The sequence below is a fragment of the Christiangramia oceanisediminis genome (assembly GCF_022570735.2).
In the GTDB taxonomy this organism is placed as follows: Bacteria; Bacteroidota; Bacteroidia; order Flavobacteriales; family Flavobacteriaceae; genus Christiangramia; species Christiangramia oceanisediminis.
This window is the reverse complement of the sequence record NZ_JANCNS010000002.1, coordinates 947,790-960,641: the sequence shown is the minus strand read 5'-3', so window position 1 is coordinate 960,641 and position 12,852 is coordinate 947,790. Positions and strand designations below refer to the sequence as shown.

Here is a 12,852-nt window from a genome sequence, read left to right as displayed (position 1 = left end):
ATTTAAAATCAACTATTATGGAAAATTCAAATGAACACAAAAAGAAAAATCAGTATACAAATTTTGTAGGAATGCTCACTTACTTTTTGTAACGATGTAAACCACAAATTAACTAAATCTTTAATTCTAAATTTAAATAAAATGGAAAACAAACATAACAACAAAGGAAAATACGGTAAATTCTTTGCAATGATTGCAACTTCAATGGTCGCAATGTTTTTTTTAATGTACACGCATTCGTATCAGATTATAGATCATTTCTGGTACAGTGAGACCAGATTTTTTATGACACTAATTATGGGTGGTTCAATGGTCATAATTATGCTATTATATATGCTAAATATGTACAAAGACCGAAATAAAAATTTAATGATATTAAGCCTAGGCGTTTTACTCATTGCAGGCGGAATCGGGTTAGTTAGGAGTCAGGTTACGGTTTCTGGTACAGATTATATGGAAGGAATGATTCCCCATCACTCTATAGCTATTTTAACTAGCGAACGATCTAAAATTAAGGATATCCGGGTAAGAAAACTTGCCGACGAAATCATAAAAGCACAACGCCGGGAAATAATGGAAATGGAATGGTTAATTAAGGATATAAAAGAAAATGGAATTGTTGAAACAGAAAATGAAAGGCAAAATAGACCTGTGCCAAAATTTGAAGGCAAGTTAGATCAAGAAACAAAGAATATTGAAAATTAAAAAATGATAGCAGTTGATAAAGGTAAACTACCTTTAAATCTAGTATAGGTAATTACCTGTTCTCAACTGCTTTTGAAAGCATATAATCCTGACAATCGAGCGTGTCAATATTTAAGATCTGGAGGTAGAGAGACTTGCCGAAGATATTATCAAAGCACAACGAAAGGAATTGAAGAAATAAAGCAAATGATTGATAGGTTGCAAAACGAAACATAGTATGAACAAAAACATTTTATATATAGCAATTGCAGTAATCGTAGGACTATTGGCGGGCTGGCTCATTTTTGGTCGTTCCGGTAGTGAAGCAAGTGCAAACATGGACGTTTCTGAAATGTCAGATACCCACGACCACTCTGGCGAATCAGAGAACCAAATGTGGACCTGCTCAATGCACCCACAGATTATGCAGCCCGAACCAGGCGACTGCCCTATATGTGGAATGGATTTGATACCTGCTGAATCTGGTGCCGATGGCCTCGCAATGAATGAGATTAAAATGACAGAGAACGCAATGGCGCTGGCCAACATTCAAACTACTATTGTGGGTAATGGCACTAGGTCAGAAGATGATGGAATGATTTCGCTTTCGGGCAAAATCGCCACCAACGAAGAAAACAATGCTGTACAAGCAAGCTATTTTGATGGGCGTATCGAACGTTTGAATGTTAATTATGAAGGCCAAAAAGTAAATCGTGGTCAAATACTGGCTACCATTTATGCACCAAATTTGGTCGCTGCACAGCAAGAATTGCTCACAACAGCTTCATTAAAAGAATCGCAACCTGAACTGTACAAGGCAGTGCGAAAAAAATTGAAAAATTGGAAGCTTTCCGAAAGCCAGATTGATGCCATAGAATCCTCTGGAAACGTGCGCGATAATTTCCCTGTATATGCCACCGTTTCAGGAACGGTTTCAGAAGTGATGGCACGTGAAGGCGACTATGTAAAACAAGGTCAGCCTATTTTGAAAGTAAGCGATTTAAATTCAATTTGGGCAGAATTTGATGCCTATGAAAATCAAATTTCAAATTTAAAAGTAGGCCAAAAAATAAAAGTAGTAACCAATGCTTATGCCAATAAAGAATTTGACGCTACGGTTTCTTTTATTGACCCAATATTGAACAATGCAACGAGAACGGTTACCGTTAGAGCAACACTTAAAAATACAGATAACCTCTTTAAACCAGGAATGTTTGTAACGGGTAAACTCAAAGGAGAAATGAAGATGAACAATCAAGTTATTATAGTTCCTGCAAGTGCCGTAATGTGGACAGGCGAACGCTCTTTGGTCTACATGAAAACCAATCCGAACGAACCCGTTTTTGAAATGCGTGAAGTTACCATTGGAAACCGTAATGGCGAAAATTATACTATTACAGAGGGCTTACAAAATGGCGATGAGATTGTGACCAACGGAACATTTACAGTAGATGCAGCAGCGCAATTACAAGGCAAAAAATCAATGATGAATCAGGGAAAGAAAGAGAGTTCAATGATGCCAATGTCTGAAATGGAAATGGAATTTTCAGAGAATTTTCAGAGGCAATTTAAAATGGCGCTCAAGCCTTATTTACGGATGAAAGATGCTTTGGTAGCGGGCGATGCAAATCAGGTTTCCGCTTTCGCGGAAGCAACATCAACTTCTTTAAAATCCACAGATATTAAAAGTCTCGGTAGTATGGAACAATCACATGTCAAGAAAAGTATCGAAATGCTCGATGCCATTGCAACGAACGATATTCTTGAAAATCAACGTGGACATTTCGTGATATTAAATGAAAATTTGGTACCCATTGTGATGAGTGTAAATGGAACTGATGCGATGCTATATGTTCAGAAATGCCCTATGGCCAATAATAATAAAGGCGCAATTTGGCTAAGCGCTGAAAAGGACATACGCAACCCTTATTATGGTGATGCAATGCTTACTTGCGGTAGTGTGATTGAGGAAATTGAATAGTTTTTTCCTTTAGCGTTCTAAGAAGTTAAGTCCCGATTACCTTTAAGATACTTTTCAATTTTTTATAACCCCTTTCGATAGAGAGGGGTTTATTTTCATACAATATATGCGCAAGGTAAACTCGTAAAATACTAGTATCAAAAAACTACGGCATAAAGCCAAGTTCTTCTCCCACTACTCATTTGTTCCGTTTCCTTTGAAGCTGATATTTTAGCTTCCGTTTGGGTACCGCTCAAAGATTTTTTAAGTAAAATACAAAAGTGATGTATTTACGAAATTTACAACAGGATGAAATCTTCATTCCATCAGAAATGAAATCCTTAAAAACTTTAACCCAGATGGAATCCCTACGAGAGCTTGAAAATGATATTATCTCAAACGGCAAAATCGTCAATATGGTATCTAACAGTTATGGCAACTTTCTGAATCAACTGTTCTTCAAGAAACCTGAAGAAATGCTAATAGAAGCACAACTGAACTTCCGCAAGCTCACCATCAATAAAACTGATAAGCCTTTCATACAGACTTTATCATCGAGGTGAAAAGCCAGTTAACAGTCAAGAACGACAAGGACTTGATACTACTAATGCTTCGGTTTAAGAATTCTTATGATGGTAGGGAAAAGACCTCTGGACATTTTGAATTTTATAGAGAAGTGTGCTCAAACGGTCTGCACGTTTCACAAGCAGAAATCGAGTTTTCCATCAAGCACAGTAAAAACAACACTCATCTGATAATACCAAGGTTGAACCATCTATTCGATAAGTTTCTGGATAATTAGTTTTAAACTATTACCAAGAAACTTGATAAAATGAAAGAGTTTAAAGTTATTGATACAAAAGAATTCGTAAATGCTGTATTGGATAGGATAAAGCTATTCAGATACTACTGCAGTGACAAGAATAACGACCCTTCAAAAAGTCTCGTGAAGTCATTGAAATATTAAACTATGAAGCCTTGTTGCTTAATGAGGAACCGAATCTTTGATTGGGTTACATTGCCTTAAACGCAGTATTGCACAATTACATTGAACAAAAGCTACAGCCAACAAGAACGGTTGGGTAAAAAGCTGTTTGATGAAGTCTATGCTTTAGCATAAATTAAATATAGGTTTGTCCAGTACCTCAAACTGGATTTTTTTGTGCTTAATATTCAGAGGTCAAATAAAACTGTCATTCAGCACATTCCCCTTCATTTCGCAAAAAGTTATACTTCGGGAAAAGAGCTTCACCACAAATATCCTGGACACCATCCCGAATTTCGACTTTCCACTCCGTTAACCCGATCCGCTATATTTGAACGGAACACTTCTTTACAAACCAAAATTGTGAATGGAGTCCGCCACATCGGAATTCCATTTATTATTTGGTACCGCTTCCTATGTTTTTGTATTTCACAAAATCTTATAGAATGTACTTCCGTACCCTCACTGCCACTCCCTTTTTTTGAAAGCAAAATACCAACATTTGGAAGTTGAACGGACTGCATAAGCCAGTCGTTCCTCCTTTTTATAAGTCCTTATCAATTCCAAATATTGAAAAATGTATCAGCAACAAAAAAAGAAAACAGCGAGGGCGCTATAGGAAGTAAATCTAAAATGAAGCTTATGAAATCTTACAAAAACATAAAAAAGGAAGCGGCACCAAAGAAAACAAAAAAGGAAAACGCTCAAGATATAATAAGTAAATCATTTCAAAAAAATATCAAAGTAAACTATCTGAAAAGCTCAGATAGCATTTTAATTAATCCTGTCTGCCGAAAGGTAGATCTTTAAATCTTTTAATTATGAGAACGCTTAGAAACAAAGTTCAGTTAATCGGGAATGTGGGGCAGGCCCCGGAAATCAAGAATCTTGAAAGTGGTAAAAAAGTAGCCAGTTTCTCCATTGCAACCAATGAATTTTATAAAAATTCAAAGGGCGAAAAAGTACAGGATACACAATGGCATAACATCGTAGCCTGGGGTAAAACCGCTGAAATCGTAGAAAGTTATGTGGCCAAAGGCAAAGAAATTGCCATTGAAGGTAAACTAACCAATCGCTCCTATGAAAATAAGGAAGGAGAAAAAAGATACGTAACCGAAGTGGTAGCAAGTGAAATTCTTTTACTGGGAGGTGGGAATGCTAATAACGATACTCATTAGCAGTTAAATAAAAGAGGGCGGGTACTTGCTCATGGTAACGCCCTCTTTTTCATTTCAACCCTTTAAATCAAATTAAAATGAAAGCACAAGTTAATGAAATATCTATAAAATATCAGGGGAATTTTAAGATCTCACAGGCACCGAAAATAACTTCTTCCGTAAATGCGGCAGAGCTATTATTTGATACGTGGAATAAAGACCAGATAGGACTGCAGGAATGTTTTAAAGTTATGCTCTTAAACAATGCCAATAGAGTGAAGGGCATTTTTGAAGTTTCTACCGGTGGAATTACCGGCACCCTCGTAGATTTGCGCATACTGTTTGCAGTTGTTCTTAAAAGTCTTAGCTGTTCGGTGATCCTTTCGCATAATCACCCTTCAGGAACTTTAAAACCCAGTGAGGCGGATAAACGCCTGACAGAAAAAATTAAAAAGGCAGGGGAACTTTTAGATATTAAAATCCTTGATCATTTAATCCTGACCCCCGATGGTGATTATTTTAGTTTTGCTGATAATGGAATCCTTTAAACCAAAAAGCTATGATATATCTAAATTATTCAGACTTAAACCACGAGGCAAAAAAGCGACTTTTGGAAAATTCAAAATGGGATGTAGAGCAAGAATGTGGCAATGATATAAGGAGATACGCAAAAGAACATGGTTTCAATTTTAAACGGCTTATCGAAGAAGAAGCGCTGCGAAATTTGCATACTTACATCTATATTTTTAATATTTGAAATAAATCAAATATGATAATTAGCACCTTTGATTTTGCAGAGGTGTTTTTTTTGGGTTGGAAATTGAAATTCATAAAAAAACCTTATCTTTAAAATGCTGATCTTCAGCGTTTATATTTACGTATAGTGAGCCTATTATTTTGACTTTCGCTGCTCCCTATACCCATCAATTTATTTTATAAGGAATCTTGAATTCTAAGAAAAAGGCAATTGGCGTTTAGCCAGATTGTATAATTTTTTTGTCCGCCTGGCGGGACAAAAAGGAATAGCAAGAGGGTAACACGCGATGCGATGTTAGAGATTGCCTTTTAATTTTAAAACGCTGTAAATCAGTTATTTAAAATCGTTCAAGAATTCCTGAAAATTGAAATTTGCGGCAAATGGGCTTGAAACCCCAGTAAACAGGCAGGTATTTGCGGCAAATTGATAAAATCAGCGAAATATGGAGCCTTTGAAGAATATTCGATTTAAGAAAAAAACCGCGGAACGTTTTCAGGAATTTTCACGTACCCATTTTAAAACCCATTCAGAAGCCCTGGCTACCATGCTTGATTTTTTCTTCTACAACGAGATTTCTCCGAAGGAAAAATTAGGTCCTACTGGAAGAAAAATAGAAAACTCATTGAAAAAAAGAATGAATGCGATTATCGCCATTATGAAGGATGTGGAAAAAAATAAAGCCAATCCCACCCTGGCGATTTTGCAATCCCTATTGGAAGGGAATGAACCGAAAAAGAAAACGTTGATCCTGGAAAAAAACAGTTCCCGGAAGGAAGATCAGAAGAAATATTAAAAAACTGAATCATGTACATCACTATTTCAGCTCAAAAATTAGGCGGCACCTTTTCACAGAGTTCAGGGGATTATGTGGAGTATCTGGAAAAAGAGAATGAAGGTGTGGAACAGGAGGATATGGAACATTTCTTTAATCAGGACAGGGAGGGTATTTCTGCGAGGGAAGTAGTTCAGGAAATTGACGGAAATACTGCAAAATTGAAGAAAGTTGAGCCTAAGTTTTATGCCATTACCGTAAGTCCGTCTTCATATGAACTAAAAAGATTGCAAAACAGTAGTGAAGATCTCAAACGCTATACCCGCGAGCTTATAAAGGATTATGCCGCATGCTTTAACCGTGAAATCAATGGTAGGGCCATTACAGCAAATGATATTAAATATTATGCAAAAATCGAACATCAGCGGGCTTTTAAAGGAACGGATCGCCAGGTAAAAGAAAATCAACCTTATGCCAGCAAAATTCTAAAATGCAAAGACGACATTCAAAAAATTAAACGTGGTGAAATAGAGGGTAATATTCCAAGTCTTGAAAAAAAGATCGCGAAGCTGGAAAAGGAAGCACCACATCAGCAGGGAGGGGAACGAATTGCTCAGGGGATGCCCAAGGAAGGTAACCAAAGCCACATCCACATTATAGTTAGCCGAAAGGATGTCTCCAATTCCTATAGTCTGTCCCCGGGAAGCAAGTACAAGGCTTCGGAAGTAGAAATGAACGGGAAACTGGTTAAAAGGGGTTTTGACCGTGATCAGTTTTTTTCGAGGGCAGAACAAACTTTTGATAAAACCTTTCAGTATCAGCGAAATTTTGTCGAAACCTATCCGGCCCGGAAAGAGTTTATTAAAAACCCGAAAATGTATTTCTCCGCGCTTATTGGTTTACCGACCAGTGAAAAAGCAATTGCGGTTAAGATGTTAAGGGAATCCGGGATGCCCATGCTACCAAAGATCCCCGCCAATAAAGTGCAGTTGGCTTTAAAAGTAATCAATAAAATAAAACAAGGTGTGGATACGGCCATCCGCTCCGGTTCAATAGGGATTTAATTTAAAAATTATGATGACGACGCTATCCACTATAATTGCCATACTGTTAGTACTTCACATCCTGTTTTTTCTGATTTACAGGATCTCCAGATTCGCTTTTATGATTAACTTAATAATCACCGTCATTATGATATTTCTTATGGCATACCCAGGTCTGGATTTAAGCGATTTATCTAGTCTCGTAGTTTATTATGGCTGTCCGTTAATGTTGGGAAATACCGCCCTCTATGTATTCAGTAATAGGGATGATGATGGGGCTTCTGAAGCAAAATACAAGGTGGTTTTTAAAATAAACCACGGAAAATTTCAGATTAAAAATATCATGCGGGGTGCCTCGATTATTGGAGCTGCCGGAAGTGGTAAAACGGAAAGTGTGGTTCATAGTTTTTTAAAACATTTCAGCAACTACTCCTTTAGTGGGGTGATCCACGATTATAAGGATTTTGAAATTACGGAAATGGCCTATCCGCTTTTCAATAACCCCAACATTCCCTTTTATGTTGTTTCCTTTGATAAGATACTGCATAAAGTAAATCCCATAGCACCCAGATATCTGGAAAATGAGGAGAGTGTGAACGAGATTTCCAGGGTGCTCATTGAAAATCTTTTAGAGCAAAAGGAATCAGGTGCAACCGGTACCAATAAGTTCTTTAATGATGCTGCGGAAGGCCTGGTAGGCGGACTCATGTGGAAACTTAAGACTTCCTATCCCCAATACTGCAGCCTGCCACATTTAATTCTGATTTATCAAATTCTGGATACCGATAGCCTGATTGCTTTTTTGGAGACTAATCCTACTTCCCGCGCCATGGCCAGCGCATTTATAAGCGGAAAAGATTCGGAAAGGCAGACGGCAGGGGTAAAAAGTACGCTGGCAAATGCCCTTAAAAAGATCAGCACCAAACAGATTTTTATGGCCTTGTCTGCAGATGGAGTTCCCCTCAATATAAATCATCCGGAAAATCCGGCGGTTATTTCTCTGGTGAACAATCCCAAGTATGAAACTGCCTATTCCCCTGTAATAGCGACTATACTGCATACTATTACCAAGCAAATGAGTATTCGAAACTCTAATTCTTCCTTCCTTTTAATGGAAGAGGCTTCCACGATTAGATTGCTGAATATGCACAGAATCCCGGCTACCTTGAGAAGCTATGATATCGCTACGGTGTATGTAATGCAGGATAAGATCCAGAATGATATGATGTACGGCGATAAAGCCAGTAAAGCTATTCTGGCCAATCTGTCCTATCAGTTTTTCGGAAAGGTGAACGATCCGGACACAGCTAAATATTATGAACGCTTTTTCGAAATTGTAAAAGGCGAAACCAGGACGGTAATGAGAGGAGAGGGACTGGATTTTGATACTAAAATATCTATAGGAGAGCGGGAAATGGCAAAAGTAAGGGCCGATTCCTTCTTTCGTTTAAAACAAGGCGAATTTATTACGTATGCCGATGGAAAGGATAAAAAAGTGCAATTTAAAATCCCAAAGATTGAACGAGCTTTACCGGACGATTCCATGTTTTATACACAAGCTGAAATAGAGGCTAATTTCGAGAAGATTTATCAGGAGGCGAGGTCGATATTTAGTTAACTCCCATCTTTTTCAGCTTTATTTCTATTAACTTTTACTTGTTGAAAGGTTTTCTAATGCTGAAGCATAACTTTTGAATCTTCTTTATATATTGTTAAAAATTTATATCGGTTATTCATACTATATGATTTTTCCGATTCAGAGAGTCTTCCCTACAAACTCTCTGTATTAATACTAACCTCATTTCTGCATGACCGAACAGGAAATTGATTCGAATAATTTTAATATACTTAAGCCCCGAAAGGCACTTAATAAGGCATTTTTAAAGGTAAAACCCAATCGCTCCCAAATTGAGCGGTTTAAAGATAATCTTAAGGATTTACTGGACAGGACCAATGATACCGAATCTGAAGAATTTCACAAAAATCTGGTAATAGATTTCCTGAAGAAGACTTATTACGATCCTAATCATTTTATCAATACCAAAGGCCGTAATGACCTGGTGATCCATAATGGAAATAAAGCTAAAAGTACTGTTGGGGTTATCATTGAGGCAAAGAAGCCTACGAATCGGGCAGAAATGCTCAGTAAAGAGAAGATCAATGTAAAGGCATTTCAGGAACTGGTATTGTATTATCTCAGAGAGCGTATTTCCCAGAAGAATCTTGAGGTGAAATATGTGATCGCAACCAACATTAATGAGTGGTTTATTTTCGATGCCAATTTCTTTGATAAAGCTTTCGCTCAGAATAAGCGACTTGTAAGTCAGTTTATAGATTTTGAGGCGGGAAGACTGGCCGGGAAAACGACCGATTTCTTCTATAAAGAGATAGCTGAACCTTTTATCGCACAGATGCAACAAGAGGTGGAATTCACCCATTTTGACATCCGGAACTTCGAAAAACCGCTGCGGAACAACAATCCAAAAGATGATAATAAGCTGATAGCCCTCTTTAAATTATTGTCTCCCGAACATTTGCTGAAACTGCCATTCACAAATGACAGCAATAGCCTGGATAAACGTTTTTACGGAGAGTTACTTCATATTATAGGCCTTACTGAAACAAAACAGGGCGGCAAGAAGGTGATTGAAAGGCAAAAAGAGGGACATCGAAACACCGGTTCTTTTTTAGAAAATGCCATCATCCAGCTGGATAGTACAGACAAGATAAGCCGTTTGGAGAATCCTACACATTTCGGGGATACCCATCAGGAAAGGCTGTTTAATGTAGGATTGGAATTAAGTATTACCTGGCTTAACAGGATCTTATTCCTGAAACTGCTCGAAGCACAACTAATTACTTATCATAAAGGCGACAGGTCTTATGAATTCCTTAGCCTGGACAGGATACATAATTATGATGACCTCAATAGTTTGTTTTTCCAGGTGCTGGCACGGCAGTATGATGATAGAAATGATGATGTAAAAACACTTTTTGAAAAGGTGCCTTATCTCAATAGTTCATTGTTTGAACCAACAGATATTGAACACTCCACTTTGTTTATCAGTAACCTTCGGGACGATAAAGAGTTACCAATCTACAGCGCCACCGTTTTAAAGGATAAAAAAGGAAAAAAGCGCAGTGGAGAGATTAATGCGCTGGAATATCTTTTTGAATTTCTCAACGCCTACGACTTTAGCAGTGAAGGAGGGGAGACAATCCAAGAAGATAACAAAACCCTTATCAATGCCTCTGTGCTGGGTCTTATTTTTGAAAAGATCAATGGTTATAAAGACGGTTCTTTCTTTACGCCGGGTTTCATTACTATGTACATGTGCCGGGAGACCATCAGGAAAGCGGTGGTGCAAAAATTTAATGAAACTAAGAGTTGGGACTGTAAAAATCTGGATGAACTTTATGATTGCATAGAAGACCGTAAGGAAGCCAATGAGCTAATCAACAGTTTAAAGATATGTGATCCCGCAGTGGGATCGGGACATTTTCTGGTTTCGGCACTGAATGAGATGATCGCTATTAAGAATGACCTTAATATTCTGCAGGATCGCTCGGGCAGAAGACTTAAAGAATACCAGGTGGAAGTGGTTAACGATGAACTCATTGTGACCGATGAGGAAGGAGAACTCTTTGAATATAACCCAACCACCAAAGAAAGCCAGCGCATACAGGAAGCGCTTTTCCATGAAAAGCAACAGATCATTGAAAACTGTCTTTTTGGGGTAGATATAAATCCAAACTCTATTAAGATCTGCCGACTAAGATTGTGGATCGAGCTGCTCAAGAACGCTTATTACAAGAATGAAACGGAGTTAGAGACGCTACCGAATATTGACATTAATATAAAGTGCGGAAATTCGCTTATCAGCCGGTTTGACCTGGATGCAGATCTAAGCAAGGCCCTTAAAGACAGCAAATGGAGTATTGATAGTTACCGGGTAGCCGTGGATACTTACCGGAATGCTCAAAACAAAGAGCAAAAGCGGGAGATGGAAAAGATCATCCACGATATCAAGAACGATTTTAGAAAGGATATTGATACCCCATTTAGAAGACAATTGGGTGGTGCAAAAGCAAATTTAAGCGAAGTAGAAACTGAGATTAATATTAAAAAACAATGGGGTGAAAAGATTCCAAAATCATTAACTAAACTTTTAAATAGTAGGAAAAAGAGATACGGTAAATTAAAAGCTGAAAAGGAGCAAATTGAAGAGAATAAAATTTACGATAATGCTTTTGAATGGCGCTTTGAGTTTCCGGAAGTATTGGATGATAATGGGGATTATATAGGCTTTGATGTGGTGATTGGGAATCCGCCCTATGTACCTGGTAAAGATATTCCCGTTAATTACAGAACGTTCATAAAGAAAAATTTTCACCTATCAAGTGGAAAGTACGATCTGTATATTGCAATACTTGAAAGAGCTTTAAAAATTTCTAGTCAATCGTCTAAATTGAATTTTATCATTCCTAATACGATTTTGGCAAATGAAAATGCTTCCTTGCTCCGAAAGGAACTTATTTCTAAAAAGTTATTAAGTCGTTTTGTGATTTTAGATGAAAATGTATTTGAGGAAGCGTTTGTTGAAAGTGTAATTTTAGAAATCGACAAGAGCAAAAACAAATCTATGTTTCAAGTTTTAAATTCGGACTTCAACTTGATCCGGAATATTAAAACAAGTGAATTAAGCTCTGAAGATAGCTATAGAATCCAACCTAATATTTCTTTAGAAGAAGTTCAGATTATTAATACAATACTAAAAAACTCGAATCCACTTTCTGATATTTTAGATTTCTGTATTGGTATTCAGGTTGGTGGGCATGGTGATAGCAAAATGTTTAAAGAAAAGTATATTACGAATTCTTATATCGATGAATCTTGTAAGAAGGTGATTGACGGAAAAGATTTTGACACTTTCACAATAAATTGGAATTCAAAATTTATCAAATATGGTAGCTGGTTACATCGTAAAAGAGATCCTAAGTATTTTGAAAACCCTAAAATACTTATAAGACAGATTGGTGAAACACCTTTTTGTACTCTGGATTTCGATAACTATTATACCTTAAATACTATTTATAATGGCATTTTAGTCAATGATGACTATGACTTAAAATATGTATTTGGGCTGATTACAAGTAAAACTTTAAAATTCTTTTGGAAAACTAAATTTCATGATGGCAAATCTTTGTTTCCTAAGATTAAAAAAAGTCAATTGGTTCAAATACCAGTATTTCAGGGTTCAATGGAAGAGCAAGCAAAAATTGCAAAATTAGTAGACCATATCATTCAAATTAAAAAGAATAAACCAGAAGCCAATATTTCATCTTTTGAATCAGAAATTGACCAGCTTGTTTATGAGCTTTATGGTTTAACTGAGGAGGAGATTGAGATTGTGGAAAAGGCTGTTGAATAGTATTGTACGGCTTATTTTGCTTATATACGTAATAAATAAGAATTAATATAACGAGTTGTACA

The 12,852-nt window shown here is 37.0% G+C and carries 12 protein-coding genes; all 12 read left to right on the top strand.

Translation table 11 applies throughout. The features are described 5' to 3' along the window. The first annotated feature begins 141 nt into the window (after positions 1-141). The 12 genes from MKO06_RS11830 (at position 142) to MKO06_RS11775 (ending at position 12,790) form a co-directional block, all read left to right on the top strand. Complete coding sequence (locus MKO06_RS11830; RefSeq protein WP_241551358.1) at positions 142-705, top strand: DUF305 domain-containing protein; 564 nt, start codon at positions 142-144, stop codon at positions 703-705. A gap of 217 nt (positions 706-922) precedes the next feature. Beyond that, positions 923-2,665, top strand: a complete 1,743-nt coding sequence (locus tag MKO06_RS11825) for an efflux RND transporter periplasmic adaptor subunit (protein ID WP_241551357.1) — start codon at positions 923-925, stop codon at positions 2,663-2,665. 263 nt (positions 2,666-2,928) lie between these two features. Next, entirely contained in the window at positions 2,929-3,207 is a 279-nt protein-coding gene (locus MKO06_RS11820; RefSeq protein ID WP_241551356.1) for a hypothetical protein, read from the top strand. A 44-nt stretch (positions 3,208-3,251) separates the two neighbouring features. Continuing rightward, complete coding sequence (locus tag MKO06_RS11815; RefSeq protein WP_241552053.1) at positions 3,252-3,446, top strand: DUF932 domain-containing protein; 195 nt, start codon at positions 3,252-3,254, stop codon at positions 3,444-3,446. 753 nt (positions 3,447-4,199) lie between these two features. Continuing rightward, complete coding sequence (locus tag MKO06_RS11810) at positions 4,200-4,439, top strand: hypothetical protein (protein WP_241551355.1); 240 nt, start codon at positions 4,200-4,202, stop codon at positions 4,437-4,439. Between the two features lie 11 nt (positions 4,440-4,450). Then, on the top strand, positions 4,451-4,807 hold the full coding sequence (locus MKO06_RS11805) for a single-stranded DNA-binding protein (protein ID WP_241551354.1): 357 nt from the start codon (positions 4,451-4,453) through the stop codon (positions 4,805-4,807). Positions 4,808-4,884: 77 nt separating this feature from the next. After that, positions 4,885-5,334 (top strand): JAB domain-containing protein, encoded by a 450-nt coding sequence (locus tag MKO06_RS11800; RefSeq protein ID WP_241551353.1) that lies wholly within the window; start codon positions 4,885-4,887, stop codon positions 5,332-5,334. 11 nt (positions 5,335-5,345) lie between these two features. Further along, on the top strand, positions 5,346-5,543 hold the full coding sequence (locus MKO06_RS11795; protein WP_241551352.1) for a hypothetical protein: 198 nt from the start codon (positions 5,346-5,348) through the stop codon (positions 5,541-5,543). A gap of 442 nt (positions 5,544-5,985) precedes the next feature. After that, complete coding sequence (locus MKO06_RS11790) at positions 5,986-6,336, top strand: BfmA/BtgA family mobilization protein (protein ID WP_241551351.1); 351 nt, start codon at positions 5,986-5,988, stop codon at positions 6,334-6,336. A gap of 11 nt (positions 6,337-6,347) precedes the next feature. Next, a complete protein-coding gene (mobB, locus tag MKO06_RS11785) occupies positions 6,348-7,379 on the top strand; it encodes a MobB family relaxase (protein ID WP_241551350.1) in 1,032 nt (343 codons plus the stop codon). 13 nt (positions 7,380-7,392) lie between these two features. Continuing rightward, positions 7,393-8,976, top strand: a complete 1,584-nt coding sequence (locus tag MKO06_RS11780; protein WP_241552052.1) for a type IV secretory system conjugative DNA transfer family protein — start codon at positions 7,393-7,395, stop codon at positions 8,974-8,976. 190 nt (positions 8,977-9,166) lie between these two features. Continuing rightward, the gene (locus MKO06_RS11775) at positions 9,167-12,790 is read left to right on the top strand and encodes a DUF7149 domain-containing protein (protein ID WP_241551349.1); all 3,624 of its coding nucleotides are present in this window, start codon (positions 9,167-9,169) and stop codon (positions 12,788-12,790) included. The last annotated feature ends 62 nt before the right edge of the window (positions 12,791-12,852 follow it).

Coding starts and splice junctions, on each gene's coding strand:
- MKO06_RS11780 (WP_241552052.1), top strand. CDS start 7,393: ATGACGACGCTATCCACTATAATTGCCATACTGTTAGTACTTCACATC.
- mobB (WP_241551350.1), top strand. CDS start 6,348: ATGTACATCACTATTTCAGCTCAAAAATTAGGCGGCACCTTTTCACAG.
- MKO06_RS11775 (WP_241551349.1), top strand. CDS start 9,167: ATGACCGAACAGGAAATTGATTCGAATAATTTTAATATACTTAAGCCC.
- MKO06_RS11815 (WP_241552053.1), top strand. CDS start 3,252: ATGCTTCGGTTTAAGAATTCTTATGATGGTAGGGAAAAGACCTCTGGA.
- MKO06_RS11795 (WP_241551352.1), top strand. CDS start 5,346: ATGATATATCTAAATTATTCAGACTTAAACCACGAGGCAAAAAAGCGA.
- MKO06_RS11800 (WP_241551353.1), top strand. CDS start 4,885: ATGAAAGCACAAGTTAATGAAATATCTATAAAATATCAGGGGAATTTT.
- MKO06_RS11825 (WP_241551357.1), top strand. CDS start 923: ATGAACAAAAACATTTTATATATAGCAATTGCAGTAATCGTAGGACTA.
- MKO06_RS11830 (WP_241551358.1), top strand. CDS start 142: ATGGAAAACAAACATAACAACAAAGGAAAATACGGTAAATTCTTTGCA.
- MKO06_RS11805 (WP_241551354.1), top strand. CDS start 4,451: ATGAGAACGCTTAGAAACAAAGTTCAGTTAATCGGGAATGTGGGGCAG.
- MKO06_RS11790 (WP_241551351.1), top strand. CDS start 5,986: ATGGAGCCTTTGAAGAATATTCGATTTAAGAAAAAAACCGCGGAACGT.
- MKO06_RS11820 (WP_241551356.1), top strand. CDS start 2,929: ATGTATTTACGAAATTTACAACAGGATGAAATCTTCATTCCATCAGAA.